This is a genomic window from Kitasatospora sp. NBC_00039 (genome assembly GCF_045160625.1).
In the GTDB taxonomy this organism is placed as follows: domain Bacteria; phylum Actinomycetota; class Actinomycetes; order Streptomycetales; family Streptomycetaceae; genus Kitasatospora.
The window spans coordinates 1-17,320 of the sequence record NZ_CP108289.1; the positions used below are offsets into that span (position 1 = coordinate 1).

The window sequence follows — 17,320 nt, forward strand, 5'->3', positions numbered from 1 at the left end:
CTCACGCCACTTCGCGATCAACGCGGCCTGGCTGGAGCTGTCCCTGACCGCCATCGACCTGCTCGTCTGGACCCGGACCCTGCTGCTGGACGGCGAGCTCGCCACCGCTGAGCCGAAGAAGCTCCGCTACCGGATCCTGCACACCGCGGCCCGGATCACCCGCGCCGCACGCCGCATCCGCCTACGGATCGCCTCCACCTGGCCCTGGCGCCACGAACTCGCCCTCGCCTTTGCCCGCCTCGCAGCACTACCCCGACCGGTGACCTGACCCGAAGACACCGCCGCTGACCGCCCACGACCCGAGGACCAAGGAGCACCCGACCACGCGTCGGGCCCCAGGCACGCCCACCCAGCCCCAAGCAGTCCAGCACCACCGCCCCGGAGATCAACCCGGCTCAGCCAGCCCCAACCGAAACGCGGAGGTTAGCGCACGGTGAAACCCTCAACACCGGCCACCACACTCACAAAACCCACGACATCCCCAGCTCACACCCACCACCTAAGCCCACCAACCCCCACACGCCCGTTCTCACTCCACCAACAACACTCCAGCCCACCCACCACCCCACACCCCAACTACACCCCTGAAACCTCAGGACGGGCGCCAAGCCACCACCAGGGCGGGCGCGGGCACGGCGGGGCAGGACGGCCGAGTCGGGCGCAGCGGGACCGGCCTGGCGGCCGACCAGGACGGCGGCCAGGGCCCAGCAGCAGAGCGCGGCACCGGACGGCGGGCGAGGCAGCGGGGAGGAACCGAGGCCGGCGGACCGGCGCAGCCCGGTGCAACACGAGGTGCAACACGCCCACCCGCCCCCACTCCCAGCCACATAACACCTGGTCAGAACCGCAACACAGCCCCGTGTTGCACCCCCGCGCAACACCGCGTCGCACCCCCGCGTTGCACCCCCACCCGCCACCAGGCCACCCGCCACCCGGCCGCCGAACACCACCACCAGGACCAGGCCGCCGAGAAGGCCGGCCCCGACAGCGGCCGCCGTCCCGCCCCTGCCCGGACGGCGGTCCCGGGATGGGCGTCGGCGGCCCCGGACGACGGCCAGGACAACCGGCACCCGACGGTCGGCGACACCGGCAGCAGCCACCACCCGAATCTCGCCCGCGGCCCCACCCCGACCCTGTCGCACCCACCTGCCGCGCCCCCACCACACACAGGGGATCAGGGGCATCCGCCCACGTCACAGCACACGACAGCACCCGACACGACAGCAGGACGCGACAGCCAACGCGACAGCATCACCGGCCGCCCAGGACGGCGCCCGGACGTCCTCCAGGGCGGCCTGACGGCCACCCAGCACCAGCCCCCACCACCCGGCCGGGACGGCGGCGCAGCGAGGCCGCAGGCACAGCGGGACGACGACCACCGCCCCCGGCTGCCCAGGACGGCGGCGCAGCACGACAACGAGGGGCCCTGGACGCGGCGCAGACCCGAACGACGGCCCGGCAAGCAGGCAGGCGGGGCGCAGCCCGGCCGGAGCGAGCACAGCGGGCCCGGGACGGCGGCGCAGCAGGCCGGAGCGGGCCGCCCTGGACGGCGGCACCCGGCCCGGACCACACCGGCCGCACCACCACCCCAACGACCCGCACCGCGCGGCACCCAGCCCTGCCCACCAAACCGAACACCGACCCCCGCCACTGCAATTCCAACCAGAATTCATGCCATTACTGGCAGCCAATCCGCCAAAGCAACCGATGGAATACACGGCGGAATTTACCCCCGAATCCACACCCAACAACACCCCACCGGCCCCCAAGCGGCCGACCAGACCCCCGCACCTCACTCACCACCACACACAGTCACCAAACCAGCCGCCACCCACCACCCGCCGAGCTCCCCAACAGGTCCAACCAAAGGTCCAGACAACACGGCGTGTGGGGCCATTTCGCGCCCCACAACACCAACAGGTCACATCTGCGGGCCCCTCGCCGGATAGAGCCTGGCGTGCGGGCGCGAACATGCCATGTAGGGTCTGCCGCTTGCGGGGTCAGGTCAGTGCTGGATCTGCAGCAGTTGCTGCTTGGTCCATCCGTCGCCGGCCGGGGTGAGTGCGGTGATCCGGTCGTTCGCGAGGTCGACGAGGAGCTTCGGCTTGGCCTCCTGGTCTTCGATCAGGAGGACCTGAGGGTGTCCGTCGGCCTCCACAACGGTGGTCGCGCCGCACTGCAGCAGGTGGTCGCGGAAGCGGTTCAGCGCCGCGGATGCCTCGGCGGGGCGAAGCTTGAGGACCTGCTGGGTGAGGCCCTGGCCGGCGCCGCCGCCCGTGATGGTCGACTTGATCCAGGTCTCCACGCCGGCCGCGCGCAGCCGGGCGGCCCGCAGCTCGTCGGGGGCGCTCCACGGGAATTCCGCCGGGTCGCACGAGGTGGAGGGGGCGGCGGGCCCCTGGGGGCAGCTCGCGGACAGGGTCAGGGAGGTCTCGGAGCGGGTGTAGGGGGCCTGGGACCAGACACTGTCCGGGTGCAGCAGGTCTCCGTCCGGGGCGTGGTACTCCGTCGTGCACGTGATGGCCTGGGTGGAGGGCTGCGCTTCGTGGGTGGGCTTGTCGTTGGTACAGGCGGCCAGCACGGTCAAGGCTGCCAGCGTGGCGAGCAGGGCCGGTGCGGTGCGGTGGTTCATCGGTCTCCCCCGTGGCGGGTGGGTGCGGTGGTGGTGCGGGGCACGGCCCGGTTGTGGCCGCACCCCGCACCGTTGCTGCTAGGCGTTGTTGACCTCGGAGTAGCGCTCCGGCGCGCTCGCGGTGGCCCAGGACGTGCTGGTGCCGCAGTTGCTGTAGGTGTGGACGACCCGGACGCTGAAGCGGCGGTTGATGATGCCGTCGCGGTAGTTGACGGTCGTCCACGCCGGAACGTTCACGGTGAAGGTCTCCGTGTTCGTGACGGTGGCGGAGACGGTGACGGACAGTCCGAGCTTGGCCTGGATCTCGGCGACGAACACGTCGGCGCTGGCCTGGATCTCGGCGCTGGCGGTCGCGCTCAGCGTGACGCTCTTGGTGCGGGCGATCGCCCGGCTGATCGAGGCGCCGGAGCTGTTCGAGATGGTGCCGCTGTCGCTGGTGCTCCAGTCCCAGCCGATCTGCTCGTAGTAGCGGTTGGTCACCGGCTCGCAGTAGTTGCTGCTCTGGCCTGGATCCACGTCGGCAGCACTCGCCGGAGCGGCCCCCACAACCCCCGCCAGAACAGCACCGGCGAACACACCGGCCACAGCCTTCTTCGTCATCAGGTTCCCCTCCCAGTACCGACCCCCAGCGGGTCGGACACCAAGGACCCTAGGAGATACACGATCGGCTGTAGACGAAACTTGAAGAACTTCTGAGGAAGACATGCCAAGTGATAGAGCACCCTCCCGTTCGCGGCGCGACATGCCCGCCCACGGCCCCAGGCACTCGCTTGAGACAGGTCATGCCATCGTCGCCGGATCCGGCGGAACGGGCTGACTACCGGCCGCCCCGCTCGGCCTTGATGGCGGAGAGGTACTTGCGGGCCGTTCCCTCGGTCACCCGGCCTGTCCCGCCAGCTGCGGCGCGAGGTCGACTGTCGGCAGGTTTCTCAGCCCATCGGGGTGGAGCGGGTTGTCGTGGCCGAGTCCGGACGTCATGATCGCGGGATGGCTGAGGAGACGGTTGTCCAGAAGACCTGGCGGGGGATGCTGGAGGGTCATCCCATGGCGCGGCGGGGGGAGCCTGCGGTCATAGCGGCCGCCTATGCCGAACCTCGGTTGCGGGGCCCTGTTCCCGTTTCCGAGCCACGGGGCGCTCACCTTCCACAGGAACACGCAGTTCCCGTGGAGCAACGACCTGCCGTTCATCGTGGGCGACGCACAATCGTGCATCGTGTACGCGCCGCTGGGCGCGCCGCGGCGTGTCCTGGGCGAGTCACTCACACCGCATGAGGCGGCCGCGTTGGTAGTGGCCCACCTGCCCCACGACTGCGGGCCGGCCTTCGAAGGGCCGTGGCCCCCACCTGAGCACTACACCGACTGAACCAGCCGCAGAGCTACGGCGCTGGTCAAACTGATCAAACTTCGTTGAGCCGGGTCGATCACCCGGGACCAGATCATCTGAGACGGGACACCCAGGTCCGGCGCGAAACGCTGCCACCTGGGGAAACGCCCTGGGACCGTCCCGGCAAACCGAACATAACGGTCCTGCTGGGACGCTGCTGGGACAGGCGTACGACCGGGCCTACTACCGCGTGTTCACCGCCGTCGAGGAACAGGTCCGCGGGGACCTCGTCGCCAGCCGACGGCACCTGGCCAAGGTCGAGACGCAGCGGGCCGCACGCTCCCGCCGCCACGAGTCCGGACCGGCGGCGGTCGTCGCCGAGCGGGCTGTGGAGTCCGGGACGGCGGGCGAGTTGGGTGGTGTCGCGTGTGGTGAAGCGCCAATTGATGGTTCGTTCACATATGGTCTTCTCGGTTGTTGGTTGAGCGAGGCCGGCCCTGCGGCGCCATCCGCGCACCGGGACCGGGACCGGGACCGGAGGCACGGTCGTCGTCCGGTGCCGTGCTGCTCGACACAGTCGCGCGAGCACCTTCACGGGCGTCGCGCCGCGCGTGCGCGTTGTGCGCGACGTGTGTACCCAGAGGGCAACTGAGAGAGTGGGAACGGTATGAGCAACGGGTTCAGGGACGGCGTCAGTGCCGCCGTCGCGTCGGGATCTCACGGTGAGTCCGGTTTCTGGTTCTTCAAGGGGAACCAGGCGCTGAAGACGGACCCCGACGGGAACAAGGTCGAGTACGGGCCCGCGGACATCACGGCATCGGAGGCATGGCCGGCGCTCGCGCCCTTCGGGCGAGACATCGACGCCGCGGTGTTCTCGGGAACCGGGTTCTGGTTCTTCAAAGGCAACCAGTGCACCAAGACGTCGCCCGACGGGCGCCGCGCCGAGGTTCCCGACAGCCCCATCACGGCGGAGGGAAACTGGCCCGCTCTCGCCGGCACGGAGTTCGAGAACGGCGTCGACGCGGCTGTCGAGTCGGGCGACGGCGGCAAGTCCGGTTTCTGGTTCTTCAAGGGGAACCAGGCGCTGAAGACGGACCCCGACGGGAACAAGGTCGAGTACGGGCCCGCGGACATCACGGCGCCGGAGGCATGGCCGGCGCTCGCGCCCTTCGGGCGAGACATCGACGCCGCGGTGTTCTCGGGAACCGGGTTCTGGTTCTTCAAAGGCAACCAGTGCACCAAGACCACGCCTGACGGCAACCACGTCCTGGTCCCGGCCAGCGCCATCGTCGCGGAAGGCAACTGGCCGGCGCTCGACAGGTAGCGCGCCACCGCCCGAATCGGGCGGCGCGTGGTGCCGGGGCTCTCGTGGCCTGACCGCAGTCATGAGACCCCGGCGCCGTGACGTGTCACGAAGGAGGAGGACATGCAGATGGCAGCCCCGAACCCGGGCGCGACCAAGACCCCGGGCCCGTTCTTCATCACCGGCCTGTATGCCAACGGAAGCACGCATGCCCAGATCTGCGTCTACTCCAGGGATCTCGCCGGTTCCCCGCTTCCGGTGTGGACATGGAGTCCGGTCACGGACGAGACCCTCTCGGGTCGCGAATGGGACGACCTCAAGGCCAGCACCTCGGTGACGGAGGTGAAGTGGGCCGACGGCGGGAACAAGGCGGTCGCCCTCGTGGGCGGCTACATCGTGCTGCTGTCCACACCGAACGGCGGGCGGCAGCCGCGACTGGAATTCGCGACCGCACTGCAGAACGCGCAGAACGCGCACTCGGTCGAGGTCCTGCCGGGCAACATGATCGCCGTCGCGGACAACGGGCACCACCCCGCGGGCTCCGGGGTACAGCTCTACGCTATCGGCGACCACCGGATGGGCACGGGGAGATACGAACAGCAGGTGACCGGCTTCCCCTCCACGCACGGACTGCTCTGGGACCAGAAGACCGGATACCTGTGGGTGGTCGGCGACAGCAAATGGCCGACCAGTGAAGGCGCCCAGGGCCTGGTACGGGCCTACGCGTACGACCCGGCCACGAAACGGCTCAACCAGAAGCACGCCGTCCAGAAGGAGGTCGGCACCGGCTGGAGGACCGTGGAGGCCCCGGACGAGTGGGACGGCCCACACGACATCACCGGCATCCCCGACACCAGGGAAATCCTCATCACCACGGAACAGGACGTCTACACCTGGAACGTCGACGACCTGGCGGCCGGGCCCGTATGGGCCCCGCAGATGACCAGGTTCACAACCTTCAGCGGAGACCGCCACGAACACGGCTACCCCCGCTCCCGCATCAAGTCGATCGGCATGCGAGCCGGGTCCAAAGAGATCATCTACACCCAGCCCACAAGCTGGGGCGAAGACGCGGACTATCCGGACCTGATCGGCTTCTACGAGGCGACCCAGGGCGGCAGAGGCGTCAAACGGCCACGCCGGACCGCCTACAAGGCACGCTGGTTCGAAGCAACACCCGGCTGGCAATCCCCTCCACTGCGCACACCCGAATCGATCTGACGGACAATCGGGACGCGGCCTGACACGGCCAGGTCCCAGCCGGGGCCGAGCACCTGGGAGGCGTTGCGGCCGGTGCGGGCCGTCGGCACCGGGTTGGAGCAGCCGGGGCAGGCGCACACCCAGGCCTCGGCCGCGCCGTTCGCCGTCTCGCCGGCATCGCGCCACCGCACGCCCCCGCGTCCTGCCGCACGCCCGCACCGTCACCGACCCGACCGCCGTCCTGGAGACGCTCGGCATCGAGGAGGACCAGGAGCGGGCGACCGCTCGGGCGGCGGCCTGGACTGGCCTTTTTGTGGTCGGGTAGCCGGGTCACGTTGCCGTGACCCGGCTACCCGACCACAATTTCGGCGACACGGAGCCGCTGGAAGGTGGCTCTACAGCTCGACGTCCATCCAGGCGACGTCGTTCAGCTCGACGTCGAGGCTGCGGACGCGGCGTCCGCCGTCCTTGAAGTACTCGTCGCGCAGGGCCTCGGCGAGGATCGCTTCCTGCTGGGTCTGGGTGGCTCCGGCGTCGCGGGCCTCGTAGAGCCGCTGGGCGACCGAGCCGGGCATCTTGTGGGTGATCATCCGGGGGCGGGGGTCGTCGGTGGTGCCGCCGGCCGCGCTGTATCCGAAGGTCGCCTGGATGTGGAGCATGAAGCCGTTCTTCTCGGCGTCGCGGCGCACCCGCTTCTTCACCCGCGGCTGCCAGGCCGAGCGGACCGCTCGTTCGACCTTCGCCGCGTTGGCCTTCGTCATGGGGATGTCGCCGGTCAGCTCGCCCTCGGCGAGCGCGGTCAGGGCGTGGGCCCAGCGCTGGGCGGTGCGCACCGAGACGCCGGCGGCCTGGGCGAGCCGCTTGGTGTCGTTCTTGGCGACCTTCTCCCACAGGAACTTGACCCGGGTGTCCAGGTGCACCGGGATGGGGCGGGTGCGCTCGGCCCGCTCCAGGCCCTCGTCGATCTCCCGGCTCATGGGGATCAGGTCCTTCCTCGCCCCGTCGGGGCGAACTCGAGTAATGGGGGGCGGCCCACCGACTGGGTGTCGGCGGGCCGCACGGGACGGCGGCTACTCGTCGGCGGACACGACTCCGCCGGCCTTCATGTGCCGGGCCGGGTTGGCGTCGCCGGCGATCAGCTCGGTGATTTCGGCCATCGGCCGGGAGCCCTCGTGCTTCACCATCCCGGGGCTGATGCCCAGGCGCAGCGAGGTGGTGAGGGTGCCCTCGGGCTTGGTGAGAACGTCGAGTACGCCGGGGCCGGGGGCGGCGAAGACGGCGCAGTCGGAGAGGACGGCGAAGCAGTGCAGGCCGGTGTCGTCGGCCATGCGGAGCAGTTTGCGGTGGAAGTTGACGGTGGCGGTGTCGATGACCAGGGCGCGCATCAGCGGGTCCCAGGTCGGCCGGTCCAGCGCGGCCCAGCGCTCGCCCGGCTTGTAGCCGTGGCCGTGGGGGCGCTCGCGCATCTTGCCGATGGTGCCCTTCGCGGTCTGCTTGATCGCGGTGAGCACCGCCAACTCGGCCGGGTCGCCCTGCTTGACGGCGGCCATGGCGTCCAGGAACGCCACCGGGTCGCGGTCGGCGAGGGTGAGCGGGACGCCGAGGGCCGCCATCGTGTCGACGTACGCCTGGCGCAGGCGCTTGTACCACGGGTCCAGGTAGGGGCCGTGCTCGTGGCGCAGCCAGCCCTCGGTGGGCTGGACCCGGGCGCCGAGTTCCAGGGCGTAGGCGACCTTCACCGTGGAGTACCAGGCCGGCCCCGTGGGGCGGGAGCCGTCGGCGGTGAACGGCGACGGGAGCAGCGGGTCGGTCTCCACGTGGGAGAGGTCGACCAGCCAGGAGCCCGGGATCCGCTTGTCGAAGACCGGGTTCAGCTCGTGGACCGGTCCGGACAGCGGCAGCGTCAACCTGCCCGCGGCCGCAAGGAACGCCATGTTCACATCGAGACCGACCGCGTAAAGCGCCCTCCTCTTCTCGTCGTCGGTGAGCTCGCGGAACCAGTCCCACGCCTCCGTCACCAGCTCCTCCCCAGGGCCGCGGTCCTGGGCGAGCGGGTGGATCTCGGGGACCTCCGGCGGCGCGGGGGCGGGTCAGCCGGTGACGGTCTCGGCGTGCCGGTGGAGCGCGTCCAGGAGCGCGGTCTGCTGCTGGGTCAGCTTCCCCTCATCACGAGCCACCGTCTGCTTGCGCAGCCACGTACCGGGCCGAACGCCGGGTCTGCTTCGCCGCCGGTGCGGTTGGCGGGGCCGGTGAGGGTGCCGCCAACGGCGAGGTAGACGAGCAGCCGGCGGTAGGAGCGGTTCCAGTCCGGCTCCAGGCGCCACAGCTCGTCCAACGCGTCGAGCTTGGCGGCCTGGTCCTTGGTGAGGTTGTCGGCCTTGCGCTGGCGGCGCATCCACGCGCCGACCGCGTAGTCGTCGAGCTTCGCGGTCGCGGGGATCGCCAGGTGGCCGTGCTGGTGGTGGAACGCGGAGGCGTAGGCGTAGCCGCGCTCCCAGGCGTTGGCGTTCTTCGACCAGATCATGCCGAGCGCATCCAGCTCCGAGACGCGGGCGGCATCGAGAAGGCCCTGACCGTTCAGGTGGCGCTGGCGGGCGAGCCAGGAGATCAGCTCCGCCTGCTTCGCCCTGTCGGTCGGGTCGAGATGGCCGTGCTCGATGTGGAACCTGGTCGCCAGGCCGTGCATCCGCTGCCACTCGACCGCGCGCGGATTGAACGCCCGCAGCTTCACGGTCTGCAGAATCTGCGCTGCGTGGTGCCGGGCGTTGATCTTCAGCCACTCGATCGGCGACTCCACCGGCACCGTCGGCTGCTCGCTCGCCCCGGCCTCGGTGGCCTCGCCCTCGGGGGCCGCCGTGGTCGTGGTGGTGTGTGCAGTGCCCTGGGAGCGGCTGGCGCGCAGTTCGGTGATCCGGCCGACCACCCGGGAGTCGTGCGCCGCCAGTGCCCGCAGGACCCGCCAGATGGTGCGGAAGGAGGACGCCTCGATCTCCGCGTCGGCCTCCGCCTTCACAGCCTCGCCCGCGTCGTGGACCTCGGCCGGGTCCGCGGCCACCGTGTCGTCGCCGACCTCCGGGGTCGGCAGGTAGACCGGGATGATGACCCAGGAGACTTTGCCCTGCCGGTAGGACTGGCGCAGCGCGCGGCCGACGGCCTGGACGATGTCGATGGCGCTCGACTTCGGATCGCTGAAGACGATGGAGTCCACGCTCCTGACGTCGATGCCCTCCGACAGGAGGCGGCTGTTGCATCGCTGGTGCGCGGGTGCGCGGGTGCGCGGGAGAATGCCGCCATGGACGACAGCCGCCCCACCCGACGGCCACCCCGGTCTCCGCCCCGGCCGATCGGTGGTGGGAGATCCGGGCGCTGCACGCGAAGCTCTACCCAGTGACGGACCGCTCAGACCGGGCCCATCGGGCCGAGCTCGGCCAGCTTGTCGAGCGAGGCGACCAGGACGGGGACCACGTCGGCGTAATCCCGCCACCAGTCGTCCCCGGGGCGGCCCGGACGACCGGCCCCACGTCGGACAGACGGGCTCGTGCCAGGTGGTGCGGACCACCAGCACGCCGGGCGATCGGTGCTCGGTGGTGCCGGGCGCGAATCCGCCGTGCACCCGGGCGGACGCACTCGGGCAGCGCCACCGCGCGCTGTTCGATCGGCGGCCGGGTGAACCGTGCCGGAACGCGACCATGCTGTCACCGACGGGGTACGGATCAGGGACACGAGTTTCCGCCGGGAAGGGTTACGCCATGCGCCGCGCGCTGATCGTCGTCGACGTGCAAAAGGACTTCTGCGAGGGCGGCAGCGTCCCGGTCAAGGGCGGAGCCGACCGGGCCCGCGCCATCGCCGACCTCGCCCGTCGCACCGCCGGCAACAAGTACACGCACATCGTCGCCACCCGCGACCACCACATCGACCCCGGCAGCCACTTCTCCGACCAACCGGACTTCCGCAGCTCCTTCCCCGTGCACTGCGTCGTCGGCAGCGACGGCAGCGAGTTCCATCCCCACTTCGCCCCCACCGCCGCGTCCGGGGCCGTCGACGAGGTCTTCTACAAAGGCGCGCGTTCCGCCTCCAAGAGCGGCTTCGAAGGCTCCACCGCAACCGGCACGCCGCTCGCCGACTGGCTGCGCGCCCGGAACATCACCGGTGTCGACGTCGTCGGCATCGCCACCGACCACTGCGTCAAGGCCACCGCACTCGACGGCGCACGAGCCGGCTTCACCGTCCGCGTCCTGCTCGACTACACCGCCGGCGTCGCCATCGACACCACCACCACGGCCCTCCACGAACTACGCCAGGCCGGCGTTCACCTCACCGGCCACCCCGTCGTCCTCGACTGAATCCCACCACGGCGACCGACCCGCAGCCGGCCAGTGCCGCGCCGCCCGCTCTGGCCGCCGGGCAGCGGGAAGGTCGCCACGATCGTGGTGCCGGTCATCCTCGGTGCCGGGGAGAGCGGCGACCAGCTGCTCTCCTCCCGGGCGTTCGACGGGCTGGCCAAGTTGTTGATGGCGCTGCGCTCGCACGACGCGGCCGCCGTTGAGCGCCTGGCCCTGCCGCAGTCCGAGACCCGGCCCCCGAGGGAGCAGCGGCACGCCGGAGACCCCGAGGAGCGCCGCTCCGGCCAGGGCGAGGCGCAGCTGCTGCAGTTCTCCTCCCAGCGGGATCCGGCGGTGATCGCGGCGTTCGTGCGGACCCGGGTGCTGGAGCCGGAGCGGGCGGAGTTCCGGCGGGGCCTGGAGGAGCTGCTGGCCTACAAGGGCGCCTTCGGGGACGTGAAGGTCGCCTACGCCTACCAGGCCCCCTCCGGGCACCGGCTGGGCTCCTGGGTGGCTGACCAGCGCCGCTACAAGGCGGCCGGGGTCCTCGACGCCGAGCGGGTGAAGGAGCTGGACGGACTCGGGTTCGTCTGGTCGGCGTTCGACAGCGCCTTCACCGACAACCTGACTGCGGTCGCCGGGTGGGCGGCCGAGCACGGGCACGCCTGCCCGCCGGCCGACGCGGTGTGGGAGGGACGCCCGGTCGGGGTCATCATGAAGAACGCCCGCACCGCCCAGCGGCGCACCGAAGCGCTCCAGCGCCGCGCGGAGGCCGGCGAGGCGGGGTTGGACTGGACCGGGGCGCTGACCGCCGACCGCAAGGCCGCGTACGACGCAATCGACCCGGCATGGTGCCCGACCGGGTGGTCGGTGGAATGGCAGCGGTGCTTCGCCCTGGCCTGGCGCCACGTGAAGGCTGGCGGGACGCTCGCGGGCGATCCGGGCAGCGTCGTCGTCCAGGGCGAAGACCTCGCCGGATGGGGCCGCACCCAGCAGATCGGCTGGGACAAGCTCAGCCCCGCCCAGCAGTGGGCGTGTGAGCACGTCCTCGGACTGGAACCCCTGGCCGCCGAGCAACGACCGGCCCCGAAAGTGAGCCACGCCGAGAAGGAACAGCGGAACCTCGCGGCGGCCGCCCAGTACCGAGAGCGGGAAGGGCACCTGAACGTGCCGCGCAAGCACAAGGAACCGCTGCGGCTCGCCGACGGCACCACCGTCGACGTCAGCCTCGGCCTGTTCATCACCAACAGCCGCAGCAGACGCGCCGACATCCCCACCGAACGCGCCCAACACCTCACCGAACTCGGCATCCGCTGGGAGTAGCAGGAGACTGGTAGTGAGAGATCCATCTGCCTCCGTGCCAAAGGGAAGCGCATCGAAGAGGGAGGTGTCCCACGATGGCTCAGCAGAATCCAGCGCCTGGTGGCGGTCCTAATTGGGGGGCGCGTCCGCCAGCATCGGGTCCGGCCAAGGCTCACCGCCGGCGGTTCCCCCGCTGGCGCATCTTCACCTGGGTCATCCTCGCCTTCAACCTGATCATGCTCATTTGGATCATCACCGGCGTGTCTTCCACCGCGAAGAACTGCAAGGGCCTCACTGGAGAGGCGCTCACGAATTGCCAGGCCAACAATGTGGGAACCGGCATCGGGGCGACACTCATCCTCGTCGTGTGGGCTCTTGGCGACGTCATCTTGGGCGTTCTCTGGTTGATCACCAAGCCGCACAAGCGGTACTGCCCTGCGTGCGGCAACGGCGTTCGCAGAGGCGTATTGCACTGCGAGAACTGCGGCTATGACTTCCAGCAGATGCTCCAGCAGTCTCAGTCCGGTCGCGGTCAGCCGGGGCCCCCAGCGCCGCCTCAGTGGAAGCAGCCTCCACGGTGAGTGCAGTCGCGGCCGGCAGTGGGGTCGACGCACTCGGGATGGTGTGGTCCGCGTTCGACACCGCCTTCACCGACAACCTCACCGCAGTCGCCGGATACGCGGCCGAACACGGCCACGCCTGCCCGCCCGCGGACGCGGTGTGGGGCGGGCAGCCGGTCGGGACCATCATGAAGAACGCCCGCACCGCGCAGCGGCGCACCGAGGCGCTGGAGCGCCGCGCGGAGGCCGGTGAGACCGGTGGCGGCGTACGACGCGATCGACCCGGGATGGTGCCCCACCTGGCCGTCTCCTTCTTCCAGACCTCGACCGCCTCGTCGTCGCGCTCGATCGCCCGCCGGGCCGGCTGTTGCCAGGACCAGCCGTGCCGCTTCAGCAGCCGCCACGTGCCCTCCACCGTGTAGCTCACGTGGAACAAGCGACCGATCAGCGTCTTGATCCTCCGGCCCTGGCCACCGGGGCCGGATCGGGCCGCCGCTTTTCAGTGGCTGTTGTCGTTCCGATCTTGAGGGGCGCCGGTCGAACGTCCACCTCGGTCACTCTCGCATGTGACTGCCTGGCACACCAGTTCGGGAACGCCGCCGACCACGGGGTCCGTGCGCGCCACTACCCGACGGACATGTCCGATGCGGAGTGGGCGGTGGTTGGGCCGCTGCTGCCGGTGCCGGCCTGGCTGCGCGGGCGGGGCGGGCAGCCGGAGGCGTACTGCCACCGCGCGATACTGGACGCGCCATCGTCAAGCGCAGTGACGACATGCGCGGCTTCGTCGTGCTGCCCAAGCGATGGATCGTGGAGCGGTTCTTCGCCCACCTGATGCGAAGCCGCCGCCTCGTGCGCGACTTCGAGCGGTCCACCGAACGGCCCGGCGCCGGCTCGGCCAGCCACCCGCGCGCTGTCAGCCGCTTCGCCTTCGACCGCAACGCCTCGATCTACGCGGGCACCGGGTCCAGACCGAAGCAGCCGGCCATCTCCTGGCACGTCAGCGGACCTTGACCCAGCCGGCCCCGGTCCGCGAGAGCCTGCACGATGCGCTGGTAGTCCGCCGACAGTGCCGACCAGGCCAGACCCGCACGCCACACCGGCACCACCGACTTCGGCTTCGCAGCCTCCGAAGACGCAGGCAGCACCGGCGGTTCACCGCGATCCGACGGCTCCTCGGCGGCATCCGGCCCGGCGACGTCGCTCGCCTTCGCCCGGGGACAGCACCTCGCCGACGCGAGAACAGGCGATGACCCACTCGCTCCACTCCCGCTCGGCCACGACCAGCTCGTCCTGGATACGGTCCGCCTCCTCCCGCAGCGCGTCCAAACGACGGCGAGCGGTCAGCTCACGCTCTTCCAGCAGCCCCACGACCGACGGCATCCCCGACCTCCACCAGAGCGACGACACGACACGTCACCAACCCCCGAGACCGCCGACCCCATGCCCGAACAGCGGAAACACAGCCCACAAGCCCGGAAAGACAACAGTCACTTACCCGGATCAGCCAGGACGCCTGACCCGCGGCACACGACCGCCCGCACCGGCAGAGCAAGATCGCGGTGCGGGCGATGTCTGGATGAATGGCCCGACTGGCGCACCGGGCGGCGTCCCACCCGGTCTCTCCAGCGTACGACCGGCCCGGGCCGGCGGCGGGCGCCGCCCGTCAGGGCCGGTCGTCGTGGTGGCCGCACAGCCAGGCCAGCGCCATGTAGAGGCCCAGCATCCGCTCCGCGTCCGCCGTCCGCGCCGTTTCCGTCCGGTCCGCTCCCGTGTGGATCGCCACGGCCGCGGCTTGGCACTCGGCCAGCATCTGCGCCCGGCAGGGCCCCCACGGGCCCGCCGTGGCGGCGGCCGTCACCGGCGCGGCGGTCCGCGCGCCGACCGCCCACCGGTACGCCTCCAGCAACCCCTGCTCGTACTCGGTGAACGGCCGGCACCGCGCATCAAGCCCCTCCAGGGCGGCGAACACCTCCTCCGCCGACCGCACCCCCACCACCACCCTGTTCTCCGTCGTCATAACCCCGACGCTAGGAGCGGCCGCAGTCCCGTGCTCCCGCGCAGCCGCCGTCCGGAGGAAGCCATCCCCGCAGGCGCAGCCCCGGGGCGCGGCGGCCGCACCAGTCGGTGCAGTAGCGGCGGGCCCGGAGTTTGGAGGCGACGCGGGGGGGTTCAGTCGACCTCAACGTAGGCGACCAGGACGATCGTGCCGAGCACGGTGGAGACGTAGGCGATCCGGACGCCGTCCTTGGCGTACTCCAGGACCGGGCTGTCCGGGCGCAACTGGACGCCGGCGGTCTTCGGGTTCAGCGCGATGGTGTTCAGGTGCGGGTCAAGACGGGCGAGGGCGGCGTCGTCCATCTCGGCGAGCTGGCGTTCGGCGACCTCGTGGAAGGTGATGACCGCACGGCGCGACGGGCGGTCAGGCAACGCGCTGCTCGCCGCCGGTCGCCGGGGTGACCGTGGTGGTCTCGATGCCGCGCTCGGCCTTGATGTCGTCCCAGGTTCGGCGGTCGTTCAGGTCCACTCCGCGGTCCGCCAGGTCCAGCAGGACGTACGCGAGGGTGGGATCCTCCAGTGCGGCGTCCCGGGCCGTGGCGCGCAGCCCTTCGGCCTCAGTGGGGTCGAACACCATCCGCATCACGGCCTCCAAGCACCCGGGTGACGGTGCTTCGAGGCTAGCGCAGGTCGGCCGGGGCTGCGGGACGATCCGATGCCCCGGCCAACGGGCAGGGGTCAGGTGCTGATCTCGACGGTGGCCTTGTCCACCCAGCGGGCCAGGATGCTGAAGGCTGCCAGGTACTCCAACGCCTCGTTCTCCTCCAGCTCGATCTCGTCCTCGTGAGCGAGCGGGTTACGGATCGCCGAGAAGAGTCCGCGGGCCAGGTTCCCTGCCCCGTCGTGGATGTTCCTGAAAGTGTCGCCGCCGCCGTCCGCACCGAGGCGCAGCCGGGGATGGCCGGGGGTGGGAGCGTTGGTCGAGAAGGCGTCGGAGAGCAGCTTGGCCTCGGAGGCATCGCGGCGGCCGAGCTTGGCCTGGGCTTGGGCGTTGATGGCGCGGGCAGCGGCCCCGGCCGCCTCGCGGAAGTGCCCGCTACCCCAAAGGCCCTGGGCGCTCCCTACACCCACGGGTGCATCGTGGAGGCGTCCAGCTCGGGCGCCCCGGTGCCGAGGTTGTCGAGCAGCTCCTGCTCTGTCTCCAGCAGCGCGATGGCCCGGTTCGCCGCCTCGCGGTGTCGCCAGAGAGGCTGCTTGCTGGGCTGCTCCCAGTCGGCGGTGCGCCAGTCGGGCAGGACCCTGTCAAGGACCTGCTCGGCGATCGGCGCCTCGCCCTGCACGTCCTCCTTCTTGTTGGTCAGCCTGTAGTGCGCGAAGCCGAAGGTATTCGGGGCGTCCGGCACGTACGTCAGCTGGGCGATGTCGAGGAACTTCTTCAGCCTGGTGATCGCCCACTCGCGGTTCATTGGCACTGCTGCACTCCGTCTCGCAGTCCCGGGACTGCCGGATCGAGGACTTCCTTCTGCTGACTGCCAGTAACCACGCTCCACCCTTTCGAGGCAAGCGGGTTATCCACAACCCCGGGTTTTCCACAGGAATCAAGTCTTTCCGCCCGCACGGCTCTAATGCCAGGCAAAGGAGCTGGTCATGGCAAGCGGTTCGACGCGGAGGAACGTGCACCGTACAGGACGGCCCCGGGTCCGTCGGCCGTCCGCGCGAGTGGTGCTGGCCGCTCCCTCTCCGGCGCGCGGTGAACGCCGGTTTCAGGCGGCCCGGCTCGCGGCCCGGCTGGCTGGGGAACTCCTCGCCGGCTTCGTTGGTCTGTGACTCCACCAAGAACCGGAATCCCGGAGTCCCGGAACCCGCACGGCAGCCGACGGATGAGGCGGGCACGGGATCTCTGGGGAACTGCTGCCCGCCGAGAACAGGGTCTGGCCGCGCTCGGGGGTCCGCGGCCAGACCTCCTGCCACCAGCGTGCCGTTGAACGCGCGGCATCGCCTGCCGATCGAGCCGTGCAGGGGATCCGTCGGAGGCTCAGACCGCGACCGACCGGATCGTCCCGCGATCAGCGCCGCGATCCGCGAACAGACCGAGGCGCAGCGACGGCAATAAACGCGGGGAAGGGGTGCCCGGCCGCGACGGCTGGGCACCCCTTCCGCTTGTCCGCGAATGCGGGATTGCGCAGTCCCAGGATCACGAAGCCGCGGATAGGCTCCGTCTTCTCCAGCACGCCCCACCACACCTGACTGATGCGACGAATGACCGGCCCGTGCCCGTCATGTTCAGCACGGCCACAGCCGGATGCACCTGGCTCACCTCGACAACCAGCCTGCACGCTGCGAGGCTCAACCGGTCTCTTTGCTGCTCTCCGCCATCTGGAAATCGCTCCAGCGGCCATCCGGGAACCATAGCGCTTCCGCGCTGCTCTCCAGCATGAAGCGCACCTGGTTGGTGGTGTCCTGGAGCCGGGATACGAAGGCCGCCGCGTCATCAGCGGGAAGTCGAGGATCGATCGGCCCAGGTCCCGGCCAGCGGGCGCGGGTCGGCTGCTGCACAGGGACAGCTTCAGCCGCTCCGGCGCGGCGGCGGAGTTCGGGGCGGGGCGGGTGGTGTCGGTCATCGCGGGCCTTCCGGGATGTCGGGGTGCGGGGCGGCCCAGCGTGCGGGCCGCCCCGGGGCGG

At 70.7% G+C, this 17,320-nt stretch carries 18 protein-coding genes and 3 pseudogenes; 8 read left to right on the forward strand and 13 right to left on the reverse strand.

The genetic code is table 11. From position 1 onward, the window contains the following. A partial coding sequence (locus tag OG286_RS00005) for a transposase (protein ID WP_405364524.1) occupies positions 1 to 268 on the forward strand: 268 nt, incomplete at its 5' end. Between the two features lie 1,737 nt (positions 269 to 2,005). Here OG286_RS00005 and OG286_RS00010 read toward each other — a convergent pair. Then, the gene (locus OG286_RS00010) at positions 2,006 to 2,632 is read right to left on the reverse strand and encodes a hypothetical protein (protein ID WP_331742568.1); all 627 of its coding nucleotides are present in this window, start codon (positions 2,630 to 2,632) and stop codon (positions 2,006 to 2,008) included. A gap of 78 nt (positions 2,633 to 2,710) precedes the next feature. Continuing rightward, positions 2,711 to 3,232 carry a hypothetical protein gene (locus tag OG286_RS00015; protein WP_331742566.1) on the reverse strand — a complete coding sequence of 174 codons (522 nt, stop codon included), beginning with the start codon at positions 3,230 to 3,232 and terminating at the stop codon, positions 2,711 to 2,713. 484 nt (positions 3,233 to 3,716) lie between these two features. Here OG286_RS00015 and OG286_RS00020 point away from each other — a divergent pair, with 484 nt between their 5' ends. The 3 genes from OG286_RS00020 to OG286_RS00030 all read left to right on the forward strand — a co-directional run bounded on the left by OG286_RS00020 (position 3,717) and on the right by OG286_RS00030 (position 6,480). Then, positions 3,717 to 3,995, forward strand: coding sequence for a DUF6193 family natural product biosynthesis protein (locus OG286_RS00020; protein WP_331742564.1), 279 nt, complete (start codon positions 3,717 to 3,719; stop codon positions 3,993 to 3,995). 628 nt (positions 3,996 to 4,623) lie between these two features. After that, positions 4,624 to 5,280 carry a hypothetical protein gene (locus OG286_RS00025; RefSeq protein WP_331742561.1) on the forward strand — a complete coding sequence of 219 codons (657 nt, stop codon included), beginning with the start codon at positions 4,624 to 4,626 and terminating at the stop codon, positions 5,278 to 5,280. A 102-nt stretch (positions 5,281 to 5,382) separates the two neighbouring features. Then, complete coding sequence (locus OG286_RS00030; RefSeq protein WP_405358626.1) at positions 5,383 to 6,480, forward strand: hypothetical protein; 1,098 nt, start codon at positions 5,383 to 5,385, stop codon at positions 6,478 to 6,480. Between the two features lie 374 nt (positions 6,481 to 6,854). On the opposite strand, the gene tpg is transcribed toward OG286_RS00030, so the two are convergent. The 3 genes from tpg to OG286_RS00045 all read right to left on the reverse strand — a co-directional run bounded on the left by tpg (position 6,855) and on the right by OG286_RS00045 (position 9,667). Beyond that, positions 6,855 to 7,436, reverse strand: a complete 582-nt coding sequence (gene tpg / locus OG286_RS00035; protein WP_331742555.1) for a telomere-protecting terminal protein Tpg — start codon at positions 7,434 to 7,436, stop codon at positions 6,855 to 6,857. Positions 7,437 to 7,529: 93 nt separating this feature from the next. Then, the gene (locus OG286_RS00040; RefSeq protein WP_331742553.1) at positions 7,530 to 8,477 is read right to left on the reverse strand and encodes a hypothetical protein; all 948 of its coding nucleotides are present in this window, start codon (positions 8,475 to 8,477) and stop codon (positions 7,530 to 7,532) included. Positions 8,478 to 8,611: 134 nt separating this feature from the next. Then, positions 8,612 to 9,667: a Helicase associated domain protein gene (locus tag OG286_RS00045; protein WP_405364526.1), complete on the reverse strand. Its 1,056-nt coding sequence runs from the start codon at positions 9,665 to 9,667 to the stop codon at positions 8,612 to 8,614. A gap of 541 nt (positions 9,668 to 10,208) precedes the next feature. Between OG286_RS00045 and OG286_RS00050 the strand changes: the two genes are divergently transcribed. From OG286_RS00050 to OG286_RS00060, 3 genes are all read left to right on the forward strand, one after another. Beyond that, positions 10,209 to 10,802 carry an isochorismatase family protein gene (locus OG286_RS00050; RefSeq protein WP_396326167.1) on the forward strand — a complete coding sequence of 198 codons (594 nt, stop codon included), beginning with the start codon at positions 10,209 to 10,211 and terminating at the stop codon, positions 10,800 to 10,802. 84 nt (positions 10,803 to 10,886) lie between these two features. After that, positions 10,887 to 12,104 carry a helicase associated domain-containing protein gene (locus OG286_RS00055; RefSeq protein WP_405364528.1) on the forward strand — a complete coding sequence of 406 codons (1,218 nt, stop codon included), beginning with the start codon at positions 10,887 to 10,889 and terminating at the stop codon, positions 12,102 to 12,104. A 74-nt stretch (positions 12,105 to 12,178) separates the two neighbouring features. Next, positions 12,179 to 12,664 (forward strand): zinc ribbon domain-containing protein, encoded by a 486-nt coding sequence (locus tag OG286_RS00060; protein ID WP_405364530.1) that lies wholly within the window; start codon positions 12,179 to 12,181, stop codon positions 12,662 to 12,664. Between the two features lie 343 nt (positions 12,665 to 13,007). Here OG286_RS00060 and OG286_RS00065 read toward each other — a convergent pair. Further along, a pseudogene (locus OG286_RS00065) lies at positions 13,008 to 13,070 on the reverse strand (winged helix-turn-helix domain-containing protein); the annotation flags it as partial. A gap of 323 nt (positions 13,071 to 13,393) precedes the next feature. On the opposite strand from OG286_RS00065, the pseudogene OG286_RS00070 reads away from it, so the two are divergent. After that, positions 13,394 to 13,507, forward strand: a pseudogene (locus tag OG286_RS00070) (IS5/IS1182 family transposase); the annotation flags it as partial. A gap of 11 nt (positions 13,508 to 13,518) precedes the next feature. Here the strand turns inward: OG286_RS00070 and OG286_RS00075 are convergent. The 7 genes and pseudogenes from OG286_RS00075 to OG286_RS00105 form a co-directional block, all read right to left on the reverse strand. Then, positions 13,519 to 14,023, reverse strand: a pseudogene (locus OG286_RS00075) (hypothetical protein); the annotation flags it as partial. A gap of 283 nt (positions 14,024 to 14,306) precedes the next feature. Then, positions 14,307 to 14,660, reverse strand: coding sequence for a hypothetical protein (locus OG286_RS00080; protein ID WP_405364532.1), 354 nt, complete (start codon positions 14,658 to 14,660; stop codon positions 14,307 to 14,309). 152 nt (positions 14,661 to 14,812) lie between these two features. After that, complete coding sequence (locus OG286_RS00085; protein WP_396326172.1) at positions 14,813 to 15,070, reverse strand: hypothetical protein; 258 nt, start codon at positions 15,068 to 15,070, stop codon at positions 14,813 to 14,815. After that, positions 15,063 to 15,281: a hypothetical protein gene (locus tag OG286_RS00090; RefSeq protein ID WP_148647330.1), complete on the reverse strand. Its 219-nt coding sequence runs from the start codon at positions 15,279 to 15,281 to the stop codon at positions 15,063 to 15,065. The genes OG286_RS00085 and OG286_RS00090 overlap by 8 nt, the downstream gene beginning before the upstream one ends. Positions 15,282 to 15,376: 95 nt before the next feature. Beyond that, complete coding sequence (locus OG286_RS00095; RefSeq protein WP_396326170.1) at positions 15,377 to 15,769, reverse strand: TIGR02391 family protein; 393 nt, start codon at positions 15,767 to 15,769, stop codon at positions 15,377 to 15,379. After that, a complete protein-coding gene (locus tag OG286_RS00100; protein ID WP_396326169.1) occupies positions 15,760 to 16,110 on the reverse strand; it encodes a hypothetical protein in 351 nt (116 codons plus the stop codon). The genes OG286_RS00095 and OG286_RS00100 overlap by 10 nt, the downstream gene beginning before the upstream one ends. 874 nt (positions 16,111 to 16,984) lie before the next feature. Further along, a complete protein-coding gene (locus tag OG286_RS00105) occupies positions 16,985 to 17,194 on the reverse strand; it encodes a hypothetical protein (protein WP_396325975.1) in 210 nt (69 codons plus the stop codon). Positions 17,195 to 17,320 lie beyond the last annotated feature (126 nt).